The 18,152-nt window shown below is 36.2% G+C and carries 16 protein-coding genes and 1 pseudogene; 6 read left to right on the top strand and 11 right to left on the bottom strand.

Annotated elements, in window-relative coordinates; translation table 11 throughout:
- The 4 genes from C9E89_RS23295 to C9E89_RS12685 form a co-directional block, all read left to right on the top strand.
- A partial coding sequence (locus C9E89_RS23295) for a TetR/AcrR family transcriptional regulator C-terminal domain-containing protein (RefSeq protein ID WP_171405127.1) occupies positions 1-405 on the top strand: 405 nt, incomplete at its 5' end.
- A 126-nt stretch (positions 406-531) separates the two neighbouring features.
- Entirely contained in the window at positions 532-1,452 is a 921-nt protein-coding gene (gene argF, locus C9E89_RS12675) for an ornithine carbamoyltransferase (protein ID WP_107008710.1), read from the top strand.
- A gap of 63 nt (positions 1,453-1,515) precedes the next feature.
- Positions 1,516-2,247: an NAD-dependent epimerase/dehydratase family protein gene (locus tag C9E89_RS12680; protein ID WP_107008711.1), complete on the top strand. Its 732-nt coding sequence runs from the start codon at positions 1,516-1,518 to the stop codon at positions 2,245-2,247.
- A 54-nt stretch (positions 2,248-2,301) separates the two neighbouring features.
- Positions 2,302-2,772 carry a hypothetical protein gene (locus C9E89_RS12685; RefSeq protein ID WP_107008712.1) on the top strand — a complete coding sequence of 157 codons (471 nt, stop codon included), beginning with the start codon at positions 2,302-2,304 and terminating at the stop codon, positions 2,770-2,772.
- Positions 2,773-2,896: 124 nt separating this feature from the next.
- On the opposite strand, the gene C9E89_RS12690 is transcribed toward C9E89_RS12685, so the two are convergent.
- Both C9E89_RS12690 and C9E89_RS12695 read right to left on the bottom strand, forming a co-directional pair.
- On the bottom strand, positions 2,897-4,147 hold the full coding sequence (locus C9E89_RS12690; RefSeq protein ID WP_107008713.1) for a tetratricopeptide repeat protein: 1,251 nt from the start codon (positions 4,145-4,147) through the stop codon (positions 2,897-2,899).
- Positions 4,148-4,356: 209 nt separating this feature from the next.
- Positions 4,357-4,666, bottom strand: a pseudogene (locus C9E89_RS12695) (YgjP-like metallopeptidase domain-containing protein); the annotation flags it as partial.
- 47 nt (positions 4,667-4,713) lie between these two features.
- Between C9E89_RS12695 and C9E89_RS23300 the strand changes: the two are divergent.
- Positions 4,714-4,866: a hypothetical protein gene (locus C9E89_RS23300; protein WP_171405128.1), complete on the top strand. Its 153-nt coding sequence runs from the start codon at positions 4,714-4,716 to the stop codon at positions 4,864-4,866.
- Here the strand turns inward: C9E89_RS23300 and C9E89_RS12700 are convergent.
- The 3 genes from C9E89_RS12700 to rpiA all read right to left on the bottom strand — a co-directional run bounded on the left by C9E89_RS12700 (position 4,844) and on the right by rpiA (position 7,516).
- Complete coding sequence (locus C9E89_RS12700; protein ID WP_107008714.1) at positions 4,844-5,953, bottom strand: hypothetical protein; 1,110 nt, start codon at positions 5,951-5,953, stop codon at positions 4,844-4,846. The two genes, C9E89_RS23300 and C9E89_RS12700, sit on opposite strands and share 23 nt — an antisense overlap.
- Before the next feature lie 51 nt (positions 5,954-6,004).
- Positions 6,005-6,679, bottom strand: coding sequence for a M48 family metallopeptidase (locus C9E89_RS12705; protein ID WP_107008715.1), 675 nt, complete (start codon positions 6,677-6,679; stop codon positions 6,005-6,007).
- A 165-nt stretch (positions 6,680-6,844) separates the two neighbouring features.
- The gene (rpiA, locus tag C9E89_RS12710; RefSeq protein WP_107008774.1) at positions 6,845-7,516 is read right to left on the bottom strand and encodes a ribose-5-phosphate isomerase RpiA; all 672 of its coding nucleotides are present in this window, start codon (positions 7,514-7,516) and stop codon (positions 6,845-6,847) included.
- A gap of 115 nt (positions 7,517-7,631) precedes the next feature.
- On the opposite strand from rpiA, the gene ilvA reads away from it, so the two are divergent.
- Positions 7,632-9,170 (top strand): threonine ammonia-lyase, biosynthetic, encoded by a 1,539-nt coding sequence (gene ilvA, locus C9E89_RS12715; RefSeq protein ID WP_107008716.1) that lies wholly within the window; start codon positions 7,632-7,634, stop codon positions 9,168-9,170.
- Between the two features lie 182 nt (positions 9,171-9,352).
- Here the strand turns inward: ilvA and C9E89_RS12720 are convergent, their stop codons facing one another.
- The 6 genes from C9E89_RS12720 to C9E89_RS12745 all read right to left on the bottom strand — a co-directional run bounded on the left by C9E89_RS12720 (position 9,353) and on the right by C9E89_RS12745 (position 18,115).
- A complete protein-coding gene (locus C9E89_RS12720; RefSeq protein WP_107008717.1) occupies positions 9,353-9,466 on the bottom strand; it encodes a hypothetical protein in 114 nt (37 codons plus the stop codon).
- A 111-nt stretch (positions 9,467-9,577) separates the two neighbouring features.
- A complete protein-coding gene (locus tag C9E89_RS12725; RefSeq protein ID WP_107008718.1) occupies positions 9,578-10,309 on the bottom strand; it encodes an SMI1/KNR4 family protein in 732 nt (243 codons plus the stop codon).
- A 67-nt stretch (positions 10,310-10,376) separates the two neighbouring features.
- Positions 10,377-12,155, bottom strand: coding sequence for an amidohydrolase (locus tag C9E89_RS12730; RefSeq protein ID WP_107008775.1), 1,779 nt, complete (start codon positions 12,153-12,155; stop codon positions 10,377-10,379).
- Between the two features lie 192 nt (positions 12,156-12,347).
- A complete protein-coding gene (locus tag C9E89_RS12735; protein ID WP_107008719.1) occupies positions 12,348-15,506 on the bottom strand; it encodes an efflux RND transporter permease subunit in 3,159 nt (1,052 codons plus the stop codon).
- Complete coding sequence (locus C9E89_RS12740; RefSeq protein WP_107008720.1) at positions 15,496-16,755, bottom strand: efflux RND transporter periplasmic adaptor subunit; 1,260 nt, start codon at positions 16,753-16,755, stop codon at positions 15,496-15,498. The genes C9E89_RS12735 and C9E89_RS12740 overlap by 11 nt, the downstream gene beginning before the upstream one ends.
- A 1-nt stretch (position 16,756) precedes the next feature.
- Positions 16,757-18,115 (bottom strand): TolC family protein, encoded by a 1,359-nt coding sequence (locus C9E89_RS12745; RefSeq protein ID WP_107008721.1) that lies wholly within the window; start codon positions 18,113-18,115, stop codon positions 16,757-16,759.
- Between the last annotated feature and the right edge of the window lie 37 nt (positions 18,116-18,152).

Here is an 18,152-nt window from a genome sequence, read left to right on the forward strand (position 1 = left end):
AAAGATATTTGTTCTTGCTATAACTCAGAAAAAGATCATTTACATAGCTATTTAGTACAAACTTTAATCAACTTTTATCTCCATCTTAAAAAACCTGAAAATGTAGCTTTTATCCGCCTAATTATTGAACAGGCACAAAAAAATCCTGATTTGGCTTTATATATTCATGAAAAAGGCGCTCATTTTATTCAAATTACCATCGCTAAAGCTTTAGAATGCGCACATTTACAAGGCTTGGTCGATTGTCAAAACCCTTTAGGCTCTGCCATGATGTATTTTGGAATACTCAGAGATTATGAATGGCGCATTATTATGGGACTGGAAATTGATCAACCTGAACAAGAAGTCATCAAATATATTGAATATTGTGTCGATCATTTTCTAAAAGGTCATCAAAAAGTCTAGTTTTTTTGCATTTCAATACTGTTATAGTATATTAGAAGATTCTTTTTTCGTTTTTTAATCAACCAACAATGAATTGTTGGTCAATCCCCTTATTGGTTTTGACTATACAATTATTGTGGAGTAACCATGGCTCTACGACATTTTCTAACACTACGTGACCTATCAACTGCTGAACTGAACCGCATTATTGAGCGTGCGCAAGAATTGAAGCGAAAACAACATAACAATGAAACTTTCCAGCCTTTTGTTGGTAAAGTCATGGGCATGATTTTTGAAAAGTCGAGTACGCGAACACGTGTTTCTTTTGAAGCAGGTATGAGCCAATTTGGTGGTAGTGCTATTTTTCTTTCTTCACGTGATACACAATTAGGTCGCGGTGAGCCGATTGAAGATTCAGCTCGTGTGATTTCAAGTATGCTTGATATTATTATGATCCGTACATTTGGTCATGATATTGTGGAGCGCTTTGCAGAATACTCAACAGTGCCTGTGATTAATGCATTGACTGATGACCATCATCCTTGTCAATTATTAGCAGATGTACAAACTTTTGTAGAACATCGTGGTTCTATTCAAGGCAAAACTGTTGCTTGGATCGGTGATGGCAATAATATGTGTAATTCTTATATGGAAGCTGCACATATGTGGGGTTTTAAATTAAAAATTGCATCACCAAAAGGTTATGAACCTAAATCTGAATTTTTATCTGAATTTGGGCATTGTGTTGAACTTGTTGATTCTGCTGAAGATGCTGCTGTAAATGCTGACCTGATTGTCACTGATGTTTGGGCAAGTATGGGACAAGAAGAAGAACAAAAAATCCGTGAAAAAGCATTTGCAGACTATCAAGTCAATGAAAAATTAATGGATTTGGCTCATCCTGATTGCTTATTCATGCATTGCCTCCCTGCACATCGCGGTGAAGAAATTTCTGAGAATATGCTTGATCACAAAAATGCTGTAGTGTGGGACGAAGCAGAAAATCGTTTACATGCACAAAAAGCTTTAGTTGAATTTTTAATTAATGAAAATTTAAAGAAAGTTTAATTTGAATTTCACCTATACATCTTTTATTTTTAAGAAAAATAATCAGATGTATAGGTGGTTTCTATGATACAAAATCCCAAAATTTTTGTTGCTGGTGCAACTGGAGCCATTGGCTTCAAATTATGTTTAATTTTAAAACAACATCATTATCAAGTTTTTGGCTCTACACGTTCATACAGCAAAGCTCAATATCTAGAAGCAATAGGTGTTCATTCCATAATTATGGATGTATTTCATCAAGAACTACTCATTGAGCACATTCGTCATATTTCTCCTGAAATTATAATCCACCAATTAACTGATCTTCCTTATGCATTAGCACCAGAATTGATGCAGGAAGCACGTGTGCGCAATGCTCATATTCGAGATATAGGCACAAAAAATTTACTGTTAGCAGCACAAAAAATTGAGTGCAAAAAATTTATCGCTCAAAGTATTGCTTTTGCTTATGCTCCTGAACAAATTTATTTAAATGAAGAATCAGCGTTATCAATTAACTCTGAGCATGAAATACTCAGAAAAAATGCAGAAAGTATTCAAAATATGGAAACTCAAATCACTAATAGTGGTCTAAATCATGCCATTTTACGTTATGGCAAATTCTATGGTGCTGCAACAGGTTGTCAGCCTTCAGAGTATGGAAAAATTCATGTTGATGCAGCAGCCTATGCAGCATTTCTCGCCATTCATTCAGGTCATGGAATATATCAAATCGTTGAAAATGACAAATTTTATTGCAATGAAAAAGCACAAAGAGAGCTAAATTTTGATGAACATTACCGTTGGAAATTTTAGTAATCTTCACCAATTTTCAGTATACTAAAACCATACTTTTTATAAGACTTAATCATGAAATTAATAAAACTTTTACTCAGCTCTAGCCTTTTACTCAGTTCAATGTGCGCAATAACTCAAGCCACTGAACTGGATGATTATCTCATTCAACAAAAAATAATAAGTGCAGATTATAAAATTAAAAACAATAAAAAATTGACTGAAGTTTTAACCTATCTCAGTGATGAGGACTCACGGACATTACCTTTACAAATTGATCAGAATACGTTGATTGAAAAGTTACGTTTATACCCAAACCACATTGAAATTGAAGGCATTATTACCTCACCTGATTTTAAACAATTTGCTCAGAGTCTAAATACACAAGACATCAAAAAACTATTTACTGATAATTTAATTAAAAACTGTGATCAACTTTTTGAACATCAATTTCAACGTGTAAACCCGTATGAAGTACGCATGAAATTATCGACTGATGAAAAGCAATATTCTGTTGAATTAAAAAATTCACAATGTCAGTTTTAAGCTTAAACAGTGCGATTAGCTGACTAAATTTTATCGTTATATCAAAAAAATTCACATGAAAAATCTGCATTTTAAATGCAGATTTATAGGTAAATATTTACTCATATCTGACTTAAACTGAGTATCATGATTCCACGCCCCGATAAATAAATTTCCACAAATTTAATCTTATTTTTTCAGCATATTCATAAGGTAAAAAAACTTCAAAAAACTTTTCATCTTTTTTTCGATTGACTGAGTAATGACACACTTCTTTCTCATTTTCATCAAATAATGACCACTGAATTTTTTCTATATTTTTATCATATAATTCAATTTGATAATATAAATTTGCTTCGTTTACACCAACATGAAAATCTTCTCGATGTTCATGATTCGCTTTTTTCAAAGCTAAAGGGAAATTACTGGCATGCTCAAAATAACCTTGACTATCATGATTTAAACAGCTTTTTTCTATCACAGACCAAACACAATGCCTTAAAAAAATTTGATCTGAAATTCTCGCATTCGTCATTAACCCTGAATGCTGAAAATTTAAAATCGTATTGAATATATTTTTCAATACTCCATGACAACCGCCCCACATTCCAGCCAACATCAACTCAGTATGTGAAGAAAAATCATGCATTATATGGAACCATTTTGATGATTTTAACCATTCATCGACTGCTACTTTTTCACGATATGATAAAAATGAATCGGCATCTCTGATTAAAAAATATTTTACATTTGGATCATCAACCACAAAAAATCGCCAAAATAGCCCTGAAATTTTACGCTGTTCTTCAGAAACATATATGATTTGAGCACCCAACTGACTCAAACGTGTAATGACATGCTGTGGAACTGTCTCATCCACATAGAAACGAATCGTCCACTCAGGAAAAATCTCCTTTGCGAGTAATGTATTTAAAAATGCTGTTTCACAATAACGAGGCTGCTCACCAAATAAAGAATAACTAATAATATTTTCTGTCTTATTTTCAGGTCTAAAACATGGTCTTTCACTAAAATTATGTGGCGTATAAAATTGATGATGAATACTTTCTATTCTTTTCGCGATTGCTAATTTTCCATATTTAAGTTGTTCATCTTTTTTATCTAAGAAATAACATACTTCAGCCATACCATCATAAAAATTAAGACTCATTTGATCCTGACTTAAAATCAACATTTCATTATAATGTGTATATGCTTGTTGATATAAGCCTAGTCTTAATTCACAAAATGCGATGTTAGAAAGCGCATTTATCATTTGTGGGTCGATAAGTAAAGCTTGTTGATTAATTTCAAGGGCTTTTTGATAGTTTCTAACAGCAAATGCTGATTCACTTTGTTGATTTAAATCGGCAAGAGTACTCTGAATCTGTTCCAACTTTCACTCCATTTCTGTTGAATAATTCAAACATTCATATTTTTAAAATAGATTTAGAATAACGAAAATTTATAAACAATATCATGACTTAATAATGTTAATTGTTCAATGTAATGAACCTGCTCATCATTATACATCCAGCTTTAAAGCGATTTTATGGTCATCTCATTGATAAAGTTAATAGCAATACTATGATGCGATTCTCTTTTTTATTTTTCCAACCACCACCACGGCATCACACCACTTTTCAAAATTTTACGATGATTTTTAAAATTTATATCATGTTTTTCAACTTCTGCCCAAAATGCAGAACTATGATCAAAATGCCGTGTATGCGCTAACTCATGCACACAGACATAACGTGTAATCTGTTGATCGACTAAAACTAAAGCACTATTGAGCATAATATCATGTCGAGTTGTACAACTACCCCCAACGGGTTTTGGGCTGACGAATCGAGCAATCAGCAAACTTTAAACCAATTTCATCACTGACTTGTTTCAAATAAATTGGTAAATAATGTGCTAGCTCTCCGTCACTGATCAATAGCCGATCATTTTACCCCAATGAGTTCAATACTCAGTTCAAATCGTTATTCTCAACATCCAAAAGTTGAAACTTTGGATTTAAGACAACAACTTAAAGGCAACCAACATGCAGTTTGGATTAAACAGACTGATGAAGTGATGGAGTTGATTAAGGGGTTATATGTAATATAGATAAATCTTTATTTTCATCTATATTTTGAATATTAAATAATTTTTCTTGATTAGCTTCGTCACCTTGCTTTCTAACAATCCTATTCACGTATGAATCAAAATTTGCTAGCCCTAAATTTAAATAAAAATAACCACTTAAGAATTCAGCTTTTATAGCTGACTTATTCATCTTATCAATTTTCACAACTGATTCATGAGTGTCTTTAAAAACAATATCTTTATAAGGAATAAAAAAGTCAATATTTTTATCTTCATTTTTGAGTAAATATAAATATTTTGAATCAAAATTTCGATTAGAGTCACTACTTTTTGTTGTGTTTTGTACAAGATATTTTGGTATGAGATTGATCACAAAAGTATATTGTTGATTCGTATATATTGCACCATTCAGTTCAAACCAATTATCAAAACCATCCTCTCTACTACTTGTTGGTTTATCTTTCCAATCTAGTGGCGTTGCCACTGTATTTCTATATTTACTCGGATTTAGAAACGTTACTTTTACAAACAATCCACTTTCTTGAAAATCATAATTCAAATAACTAATTAATGTGTCAATTTTTTTCTTATTTTCTATATTTTTTAAACTTGCCATCTCACTTAAAGTGTTACTAACAATATTTAGGTTCTTATAAAATGGTGCTTCCTTATCGTCAAATGCACGACTATCAAAATTAATACCTTTGGAAAAACCATTTATATGCGAATAATGATACTTAAATTTTTGGAAATCAAATCCATTCGGATAGGAACGTTCAATCACAATTTCTTCTAGTATTATATTCATTATTTTGACTTTTTTCTTTAGATCATCTGGAAGTGTAATCTCAAAAACTCCAAATTCTGGATTATTATGTACATAATTATTTTTATCAGTATAAGTACCTTCATAATTATATAAAACCAAATTACCTTGTTGATTTATTATTTTTTGATTAGGTGCATATGATCCATAATGGGAATTGAAAAAGTCAAACGTATAAGAATACTTTGACTCAATTAATCCGAGAGATTCATTTACAGTTTCAGCAAATGTATGCTGTATAATGAGTTGTACCCCAATAAATAAAAAAAAATTCTTTAACATTCTTCATTTTTAATAATTTGAATTAAAAGTCAATCTAACATAACTTATAATTCAACTCCACCACCACGGCATCACACCACTTTTCAAAATTTTACGATGATTTTTATAATTTGCATCATGTTTTTCAACTTCTGCCCAAAACGCAGGACTATGGTCAAAATGCCGTGTATGCGCCAACTCATGCACACAGACATAACGTGTAATCTGTTGATCGACTAAAACTAGCACACTATTCAACATAATGTCATGTTTGGATGTACAACTACCCCAACGAGTTTTTGGCTGGCGAATAGCGCATTCAGCATATTTTAAACCAATTTCAGAACTAACTTGTTTCAAATAAATCGGTAAATAATGCTTTGCATAAGCGATCACAAAGGCTTTTAAATAACGTGCAGAATCACGATCACTGATGAAAAGTTGATGACTTTGTTCATCAAAAACATAAGAATTTTTCTGAACTTGGTAAATAACCTGTAAAGGACGATCTAAATTAAACAATTTTAATTCAGTCGGGAGTTCTCTATCTACTTGTCCGACTTTTTCCTGTTGTTTTTGCCAAGTTTCAATCATCCATTGCTCGGATTCTTTTAAAAAATCTGCAATTTGACGCTTTGTACAAAAATGAGGCACAGTTAAACGAATCTGCGTCGGTTCGACACGTAAGCGCAGTCGCGTCGCTCGTGCATGATGTGTAATTTGAATTTCGGGAAGGTTTGGGGTCATGTGTTATTTTCTTGAAAGTTTATAAAAATTCAAAACATTGAACTTTGATTCATTCTCAAAAATGTATTGGGAGTCCCTTCTCCCTCAGGGAGAAGGTTAGGATGAGGGGACTTTGATAGACCTCTCCCTAACCCTCTCCTAAAAGGAGAGGGAATTTATAACGGATTAAACCGCTGTACGCTCTTCAATACCATTGTCAGTTGCAACAACCGCAATATCTGCTTTGTTAATGGCGAAAATACCGTTACACACCACACCCGGAATATCATTGATGGTTTTTTCAAGCTCTAAAGCATTCAAAATATTCAGGTTGTGAACATCAAGAATCACATTGCCATTATCAGTCACAACGCCTTCACGATAGACAGGGTCACCACCTAAAGACACAATTTTACGTGCCACGGCAGAACGTGCCATTGGAATCACTTCAATTGGCAGCGGAAATTCACGTCCTAACTGCTCAACCCATTTAGAATCATCCACAATACACACAAATTTCTTAGCAATAGACGCCACGATTTTTTCACGCGTAAGCGCAGCACCACCACCTTTGATCATGTGCATATGACGATCAATTTCATCTGCACCATCGACATAGGCATCCAAACCACCAACATGGTTCATGTCTACAACTTCAATGCCAAGTTTTTTCAAACGTTGAGCCGTTGCTTCTGAACTCGCCACCGCAGCTTCAAGTTGCAGCTCAGGTAAAAGTTCAATTAAAAAATTAACAGTACTACCTGTACCGACTCCTAAAATGCCCCCTTTTGGCAAGTGTTTTAAAGCTGCTTTGGCTGCTGCTTGTTTTTTCTCATCTTGGGATGCATAAAGGCTCATGACTTCTCTCAATAAATTTTCAAATTTCTGCACATTTTGCATAATTTAAAAACGCAAATGTGCAGGGGTTTGTTACAATCAAAGCTCATTTTAAACTGTTATATGGAAAATTAACATGCTGTCTCGTTTGGTTCGACAAATATTACAGGCAACGGTCTATGACGTTGCAATCGAAACCCCACTCGAAGCAGCGCCACGAATTAGTGAAAAACTAAACAACAACATTCGCTTTAAACGCGAAGACTTGCAACCTGTCTTTTCCTTCAAACTGCGCGGTGCCTATAACCGTATCAGTCAATTACCGAAATCTCAGTTGGAACGTGGCGTTATTACTGCTTCTGCGGGTAACCATGCTCAGGGCGTGGCATTATCTGGACAAAAGTTGGGTATTCGCGCCATTATTGTGATGCCAAAAACTACACCTGACATTAAAGTCCAAGCTGTAAAACGCTTAGGCGGTGAAGTGGTTTTACATGGTGACTCATTTGATGTTGCCAATAAATATGCCATCCAACGGGCGACTGAAGAAGGCATGACGTTTATTCCACCGTATGATGATGAACTGGTCATGGCAGGACAAGGTACCATTGCCAATGAAATTTTACGTCAATGGCGTGATGTTGATTATGTCTTTGTTGCGGTTGGCGGTGGCGGTCTCATCGCAGGTGTTGCAGCGTACTTGGGTGATGTTGCCCCACATGTCAAAGTTATTCCTGTGGAATATGATGAGTCAGCATGTTTAAAAGCAGCGTTTGAAGCCAATGAACGCGTGATTCTTCCTCAGGTTGGTTTATTTGCTGATGGTACGGCGGTAGCTCAAATTGGCGAAAAACCTTTTGAAGTCATTCAATTACAAAAATCAGATAACTCAGGTCCAATCGTTGAACGTGAAGTTGTATTGGTCAATACTGATGAAATCTGTGCAGCAATCAAAGATACTTATGATGAATGTCGTAGCATCGTTGAACCTTCTGGTGCAATGGCTTTAGCAGGTATTAAAAAATACGTCGAACAACATGAACTTGTTGGCAAAAATATGGTGTCAATTGTTTGCGGTGCAAACATGAACTTTGACCGTCTACGCTACATTGCTGAACGTACTGAACTGGGTGAGCGTAAAGAAGCGATTTTTGCAGTGACTATTCCTGAAGAAAAAGGCGCGTTCCTGAATTTCTGCCGTGCCTTACAAGGGCGTAATATCACCGAGTTTAACTACCGTGCAAGTGATGCAAGTGCAGCACAAGTTTTTGTCGGTATCAGCTTAAAATCAGGTGAAAAAGAACGTCACGACATCTATGAAGCTTTAAAACTTCATTATGACGTAGATGATTTATCTGATGATGAAGTGGCAAAACTGCATATCCGTTACTTGATCGGTGGTCATGCCGACATTGCAAATGAACGTTTATTCCGCGTTGAGTTTCCTGAACGTCCGGGTGCATTATTGACTTTCTTAGAGCGTCTGGGTCCAACCCATAACATCACCCTATTCCACTATCGTAACCACGGTGCAGCAGAAGGACGTGTTTTAGTTGGCTTAGAAGCAGAAGATGCACAGCAAAACCCAGATGGTTTAGTCGAAACATTGGAAACAATTACTTATCCTTATGTAGAAATTACCAATAACTTAGGTTATCAGCGTTTCTTGAAATAATATTGGTCTAAATATTAGTCTAAATATTAAAGCCAGTTTATAGATCATAGACTGGCTTTTTTTATTGATTTCTTTTATGTATTGTCATTAAATTTATAAAATAAAAAAATGAGCATATTGAAATACACTCATTTTAATTTAGCTTGATGCTCGGGAGAGAAACTCAAACTTCAAATATTATTTTACTGTAAGACAAATTCCCAAATGATATACCCCAAAGCAAAACCAAGAAATGAATAAAGCGTAATAATGAAAAAAACAAAACTGGCTTTATTTTTCTTTTTAAAAAAATTCATACTACAATCCAAATTTAAATTTAGCATAAACATACTAACTATTTGTTTTAAAAAAAGCCAACATTAAAAATAAAAACGTTATATTTCATTATCATATATAAAAATATCCATTTAAACTTGATTTTCACTGGCTAAAAATTTAGTCGTCGCACCGATATTTTCGAGTTGTATTTGTATACGTTGACAATGTCGCTGTGAACCTGTTTCGATCTCTAAAGGAAGTTGCTGAATACAATGTAAAGCTTCGGCACCTGTTAGCTTCAAATGCTGTTTGATAAAACTCACGACTTTTAATTTATGCTGACCTATTTCAGTTAATATTAATTTTCCGTAAATCAAAGGTGTATATTCTTCAACAACAGTATTTTCATTTAACTGTGAAGTTTGAGTATTTTGCAATGAGCAATATAACTCATTCCATAGTTCTATTTTTAAATCTTTATGTTGTTGAATATATTCTGCAAACTTTAGTTTATCTTGTTCTAAAGTTTGAAAATATTTTAAATCTTGCTGAAACTGATCTAAATTTTCAGCAATTTTCTCAAAATCCCAACGCCCTGCGCCATGTTGAGCATAATACACAGGGAAACCTTGTGCAGACGCTGTCAAATAAATCACAAAGGGATCAGCAAAATAATTCACTGCGATAACATAAGCATCTGGATGCCAATCCCCTGCTTGATGTCCAGTTAAATCATTTTCTGAGTTTCCACAAAATCGATAGCCCTCTTGAAAATCCAAAAATGAAGCGATATCTGGATAATGACAAGGTAGACACATCATTTCCATTTCAAACGGCATAGCTAAAAAATCAATTAAATCTTTTGGTAAAACAACCGACATCATGCCATCCATTTTAGTCAATATCGCTGCAAATATTATAACCTACTCTAACTCGTTCAATATAAAGTTAGCGCTGATAAATCAGCTTACCTTCTTTATACGTTGCCAAAATTTGAATGTCTTTAATTTTTTGACTGTCTATTTTCAATGGGTCATCACTTAAAATCACAAAATCACCATATTTTCCTTGTTCTAATGTACCTTTTTGCTTTTCCTCAAAATATTGATATGCCGCCCAATCTGTCACACTTTTTAAGGCAATATAGGGACTCACTCGCTGCTCTGCACCTAACACTTTACCGCTCCGTGTCGTGCGATTGACCGTCGCATCTAACACCATCATACTTTTTGGCGGAATCACAGGTGCATCATGATGTTGAGTAAAGATCATGCCACGTTTAAGTGCTGAACCTGTAGGCGAAATACGTGAGGCACGTTGCTCACCTAAGGTTTGTGCGACATGCCAATCGCCCCAATAATAAGTATGCAGTGAAAAAAATGAAGGAATAAGCTTTAATTTTTTAGCTTGATCTAACTGGTCTTCACGCATCGTTTGTGCATGAATAATCACATCACGGCGTTGTGCTGTTGGAAAATGTTTCTGTGAATTTGTAATCACACTGAGGTATTGATCAATCGCTGCGTCACCATTGGCATGTGCTAAAACTTGCCAATCATGTTGAAATGCTAAATCAATCATTTTCTGTACATCTTGTTGTTGTGCAAATGCAGGATAGCCCCGATAATTTTTATCTTGCCCTTCAGGTGGAATTATATAAGGCTGCGTCAACCATGCTGTTTTACCCTGTGGTGAACCATCTAAACTGATTTTCACCCCACCTATGCGAAAATGATTTTGGTAATTTTTACTGCTACCGTGTTGTAACATATAACTTTGTTCAGAACTGATATCTGGATATGACACCACATCAATTGGTAATTGATTTCGATTAGCTAGACTACGCCATAACTCAGTGGTTCCATGATCTGCACGTCCTTCTTGTACAGTGGTATAGCCATTTTCCACATAGGTGTTGACTGCTTTTAATGCCATTTTTTCCATCATTTGTGGAGGCACAGTTTTAAATGCTTGCATCATCGCTTGAATGACAATACTTTCCTCTAATACGCCATTCGGTTCATTTGTACCATGTACACGACGAATGACACCTCCATCTGGATTTTTCGTCGCAGAAGTAATATTGAGCAATGCTAAAGCTTTATGATTCACAGAAGCAAGATGACCTGATTGATGTAAAATCAAAACAGGCTGTGTGGTTGAAACTTGATCTAAATCACTTGCTGTAGGATGCTTATTTTCTTGTAATTGTGCATCATCATAACCATTACCAATGATCCAGCCTGAAGTTGCTTGAATAAAATCAGGGTTTTGTGCTGCCCAGTTTTTCATTGCCTGAACTAAAGTCGTAATATTAACCACATTACCATCAGGAGGTGAATATAAGTTTGCGACAGTTTGTTGCATACCCACTGAGTTTAAATGACTATGTGCATCAATAATGCCGGGAATCACGGTTTTATTTTTTAAATCTAAACGTTGTGCTTGGGCTGCTATTTTTTCAGCATCAACTAATTTTCCAGTAAAACGAATGATTCCATTTTCAATCAACATAGCTTCTACATACTGCGGCTGATCACCCTGCATGGTTAAAATAGAACCACCATAGACAAGTAACGAGCTTGTGTCATGATTTTGCGGTTGGTCTGATAAAGTATGTGGCGAATCTCGCTGTGTTTGAAAAGATGTGGAACTACATGCACTGAGCAATGCAACATGTGAAAATAATAAAGCACTTAAACCTAGAGAAAATTTATTTTGTATCATTTGTCTCATCCTCATTTCATTATCATTTTTTATCGCTTGATTGATTATAGACATATTTTTTATTTTTCATGTAGAAAATAAACTTGATTTATCAAATGATTTTTTATATTTATTTCATGATCAATAAATTTAAATGTATAAAGAAAAAGAGCACAAACCCTCGTTTATGCTCTTTTTAAACATTTCAAAGACTTATCTCATTACTTTTCTTTCATTGATCCAACGATAAAGCACAGGTAAAAGTACTAAAGTTAATGCTGTAGATGACAATATTCCACCAATCACGACAGTTGCCAATGGACGTTGTACTTCGGCACCTGTACCCGTTGCCAATGCCATCGGTACAAAACCTAAAGATGCGACACAAGCCGTCATCAATACAGGGCGCAAACGCATCACTGCACCTTGCCATGTGGCATGATGAATATCAAACTGTTGACGTAATTCTTTGATAAACGTCAACATCACCAAACCATTTAACACGGCTACACCCGATAAAGCAATAAAACCAATCCCTGCCGACATTGATAATGGAATATCTCTGAGCCAAAGTGCAACAAGCCCACCGCATAATGCAAATGGCACACCTGAAAACACTAAAAGACTTTCTTTTATACTGTGGAATACAGCCATTAATAAAATAAAAATCGTGATCAAAGCCAAAGGTACAACCAATTGCATACGTGCTTTTGCTGACATCAGATTTTCAAATTGACCACCATAATCTAACCAGTAACCACTGGGTAAGGTATCTTTGGCTAAAGTGCTCTGTAGTTCTTTGACAAAAGAGCCTAAATCACGCCCTTCTACATTGGCAGTCACCACCACACGACGTTTGGCATTTTCACGACTGACTTGGTTGATTCCTAAAATATTTTCAACTTTTGCGACATCTTGCAGTTGAATCAAACCACCATTGGGTAGTTGAATTGGAAGTTGTGCCAATTGCTCAGGTGTGCGTTGTGCTTCATCCAAACGCACTACAAAATCAAAGCGTTTGTCTCCTTCTAAAATCATGCCCACACTTTGTCCACCCATACTCATTGCCACTAAGTCTTGAATAGATTTTACAGATAAACCATATTGTGCAGCTTTGGTATTATCGATATCAATATTTAATAAAGGAAGCCCACTGGTTTGTTCAACATTGACGGCAGTTGCCCCTGAAATAGCACGAACTTTTTGTGCAATACGATTGGCTTCTTGGTTCAAAACTTCCATATCATCACCAAAAATTTTGATTCCGACATCACTACGTACACCTGAAATCAGCTCATTAAAACGTAGCTCAATCGGCTGTGAAAACTCACTGTTATTTCCGGGTAAAGTGTCCAAAAATGCAATCATACGTTGACGTAATTCATCAATGCTTTCTTTTGGATTTGACCATTGATCACGTGGCTTTAACAATAGGACAGCATCGGAAATATTGGGTGGCATAACATCCGTTGCAACTTCTGCTGTTCCTGTTCGGGCAAAAATTGCTTTTATTTCAGGGAATTTTTTTAACAATAATTTTTCTGTATTTTCTTGCATCCGTAAGGACTGCTCTAGCCCTGTACTCGGTGAGCGCATTTGTTGTACTGCAAAATCTCCCTCACTCAGTTGTGGTGCAAACTCGCTCCCAATTTTTGTGGCTAAAACTCCCGTTAAAACTAAAATACATAATGCAACTGTTAAAACAAAACCTCGAAATTCGTACGCCCAATCCAACATTTTTTCATAGCGTGTTTTTAAACCATGCATCCAACGACTTTCAGTTTCTTTTACAGCACCATTGACAAATAATGCCACAGCCGCAGGAACAAAAGTGACGGATAAAATCATTGCACCAAGTAAGGCTAAAACCACCGTCATTGCCATCGGATGAAAGAGTTTTGCCTCAACCCCAGACAAAGCAAAGATCGGTAAATACACGACAAGAATAATCAATTGACCAAAAATTAAAGGACGTCGTGCCTGTTTCGCTGCTAAAAAAACCTCAGTAAAACGTTCTGAACGTGTCAATAAACGCCCTCGATGTTTTTGTGCTTCAGCAAGGCGTCGAATACAGTTTTCGACGATGACCACCGCACCATCCACAATAATCCCGAAATCCAATGCCCCTAAACTCATTAAGTTGGCACTAATTTTTTGTTCTGCCATGCCTGACAAGGTAAACAACATGGATAAAGGAATAACACATGCGGTGATTAACGCTGCTCGAATATTTCCCAAAAATAAGAACAAAATGATGATGACTAAAATTGCGCCTTCAACCAAATTTTTTTGTACAGTTTTAATAGCACGATCAACCAAATGAGTACGATCATAAACGGTTTCGATGATCACACCTTTGGGTAAACTGCTTTGAATACTTTGTACTTTCGCATCAATCGCTTGGGCAACAGTTCGACTATTTTCTCCCATCATCATCATGGCGATCCCGAGTATAGCTTCTTCGCCATTATAGGTTGCTGCACCTGTGCGTAAGTCATGCCCAACAGAAACTGTCGCAATATCTGCAACACGAATTGGGTAACCATTTTTATTGGCGATACTGATATTCTCAATATCACTTAGGCTATTAAGTGTTCCAGGTACACGAACAGTGAGTTGTTGCCCATTTTTTTCAATATAACCTGCACCACGGTTTTCATTATTTTCAGTTAAAGCTGTTTGTAAATCACTTAATGGAATTTGTAATTGCTGCAAACGTGTTAAATCAGGGGCTACAACAAAGGTTTTATTAAAGCCACCAATACTATTGACCTCAGCAACGCCAGCAACTCGCTGTAACTGTGGACGTACCACCCAATCTTGGATTTCGCGTAAATCCATTGCACTATAGGGCGTTCCATCTGGTTTTTTTGCATTTGGCTCAGCTTTAATCACCCATTGATAAATTTCACCTAAGCCTGTAGAAATCGGGGACATCGTGGGCTGAATACCGACAGGAATTTCACTTGCAGCTTCTTGTAAACGTTGATTAATCAACTGCCGTGCCCAGTAAATATCGGTTCCATCTTCAAAAATAATAGTGACTTGCGATAAACCATAACGTGAAATAGAACGTGTTTGTTCGAGTTTTGGCAAACCTGACATCGCATTTTCAATCGGATAGGTAATGCGTTGCTCAGTTTCTAAAGCCGTAAAACCATTGGCTTGGGTATTAATTTGCACTTGCGTATTGGTAATATCAGGAACAGCATCGATGGGTAATTTTTGATAGCTATAAATTCCTACACCAATCCACGCCACCACAAAGAGCATGACCCAAATCGCATTTTGAATAGAAAACTGAATAATACGGTCAAACCAGCCTTCGGGCTTGGGTAAATGATGTCCGTTTTGAGGCGAGTTAGTGTTCATGGGTCGCCTCTCCTTTTTCTAATTCTGATTTTAGTAAGAAACTCCCTTGCGCTGCATATTGTTGTCCGACACTGACGCCAGAAATCACACTGACCCATTCAGGGTCATCAATTTCAGTATTTAATTGTACAGGCTGGGCGCTAAACTCTATTTTTTGATCATGATTTTTCACAACAAATACAACACTTTGTCCTTCAACTTGCTGTATTGCACTTTTTTGGATACGAATGCCTTGTGTCGTGCCTTGTTCTAATAAAATATTGACCATTAAATTGGGCTTCAACTCTACCGACTGTGACAAGACTTTAGCTCTGACTTGTAAACGTCCTGTTTGTGCATCTGCTTCAGTATTTAAACTTTGCACTTCTGCTTGAAAATGATTGCCTGACTGTAATGATTTAAAGTTAATTTTTCGGTTTGGACTAAAATGTTGCACATCGGCATGCGGCACAATAAATTCAAGCCATAATTGATTCAACTGATCAATCACAAAAAGCTGATCTGCAAGTTGCACATTTTCACCCACGACCAAATCTTTTTTACTGATCACACCTGAAATAGGTGCTTTAAGCTGATATTGCCCACGACTGGAACTCGCCGTACCAAAAGCACTTAAGCGAGATTGAGCTGCTTGTACTTGAATTTGTGCTTGTTGATAGGCGTTATATGCACGTTGATAATCTTGTTTAGCAGAAATACCTTGCTGCCAAAGTTGACGTTCACGCTCATAATCTTGTTTTGCTAATTGTAAATTGGCTTGCTCTAATTTTAAGTTAGCTTGTTGGTCAACCAAATCGGGAACAAGTAAAGTTGCCAACACTTGCCCTTTCTGAACAGATTGTCCCAACTGCACATAAACTGCCTCGACATGACCACTAAAATTAGGTGAAACATGGGCTTGCTGGTCAGTATTCACCGTCAATTTTGCAGGATAAGTTGCCAACTTCATTACATTGCCTTGTTCAACTTTAGCTAACTGAATACCTTGTTCAACCAACTGTTGTGCAGTTAAAGCAATACTTTCTGTATGCCCTTCTTCTGCATGTTCATCTTCTTCATGTGCATGTTCTTTTTCCTCCGCATGTGATTCTTCTGCACCATGCCCATGTTCATCTGTTTTGGCTTGATCTTTCGTCCACCACATCAATGCCGCAGCTAAAATTGCAGTACTAATGACAGCAATGAGGATCAAAATAGACTGAGAAACTTTTCCTGATTGTGTATTTAAATCTAATTTTTGTTTGATCATTTTAGTTTCCCCCTACCGTTGGCAATGACTGAATATTGTCCCAAAGGTTTTGATTAATTCCAGCTAAGCTATCATTTGACATGACAGCACTGGGTTCTAGACCAAGACTTAAACTTTCAGCCGTGATTGCGTTTTGCCATGCGCGTTTTAACAATTCAACTTTACGTTGACGAATCTCTTGCAGTTGCAAAGTCGCTTGCTGTACATCTGTTAAAGCAAATTTTCCTGCACTAAATCCCAGTAGAGTTTTTTGCTGTACTTCAGTGGCAAGCACAAGTTGAGTGTGTTCAATCTCTTTAAACTGCACTTCTAAACCTTGTAATTCGGTCAATAAAGTCCCAATGCGTAAAGCATTTTGCTGTGTATAAAAAGACTGTTGTTGGGTAAGCGCCTCTTGTTTTTGTTGTTGAACCTGCACGCGATATTGTTGACGATCAAAAATATTAAGTGGCAGACTTAGTCCTAACATCATTTGGTTTTCACTTGAATTTTCGGGTGATTTACTACGATTCACACCAAAACTGACTGTGGGATTTGGACGACTGGCTGCTTTACTTTGTTCTATTTGTGCATTGGAGATTTTTAGCTGTAATTGACGAGATTTTTCAATATAATTTTCTGTCAAATAACGTTGAACATTGTCATGACTTGCACTCGGCCACAACAATGATGGACGCATTCTCACACTTAATGTTTTATCTGACTCGCCCCACACACTGGACAGTTGTTGCTGTGCCAATTGAACTTGTAAATCTGCTTGTTTAAATAAACGTATATTTTCACTATGGCTGAGTTTTGCACGCTTTAAATCAACTTCTGCAACACTGCCTGCTTGAAACCTTTTTTGAATCGCATTGACATTTGCCTCACTGACACTCAATTGAGCTTGTGTAATCTGCTTTTCTAACTCAGCAACCGCCAATTGTGACCATAGATATTTTACTGCGAGTTCCAGTTGTGCCTGATAAATCTGCTGCTGTAATGCGCTTTGATCTTGTGCCAATACCGCCAGTTGACGATTGGCTTTTCTGACACCAAACACATCCAGTTCTTGTGAAATACCAATAGATAGCTCTTGTTCTTGATTAGAATCAAAACCTGTTTGTTCTATACTCAGCTCAGGGTTTTTCCATAACTGACTTTGCTTCATATTGGCAGTATCAATATTGCTTTGTATCGTCCAAATATGCTGTGATGCTTGATAAGCCTGTGTCTTTTCAAGTGCTTGTTGCAATGAAATTGGTGCAGCATTGACCCACGAGCCGAATGTAAATAAAGCGACACTACAAGCAATATGTTTAAGCCTAAAGCATTGTTGTGCAACAACATGTGATTGTTGTTGAAAATATTTTTTTGACATGAACATGCCCCACTTTTAAAAAATAAAGAAAAGTGGT

The organism is Acinetobacter sichuanensis (genome assembly GCF_003024515.2).
GTDB classification, from domain to species: domain Bacteria; phylum Pseudomonadota; class Gammaproteobacteria; order Pseudomonadales; family Moraxellaceae; genus Acinetobacter; species Acinetobacter sichuanensis.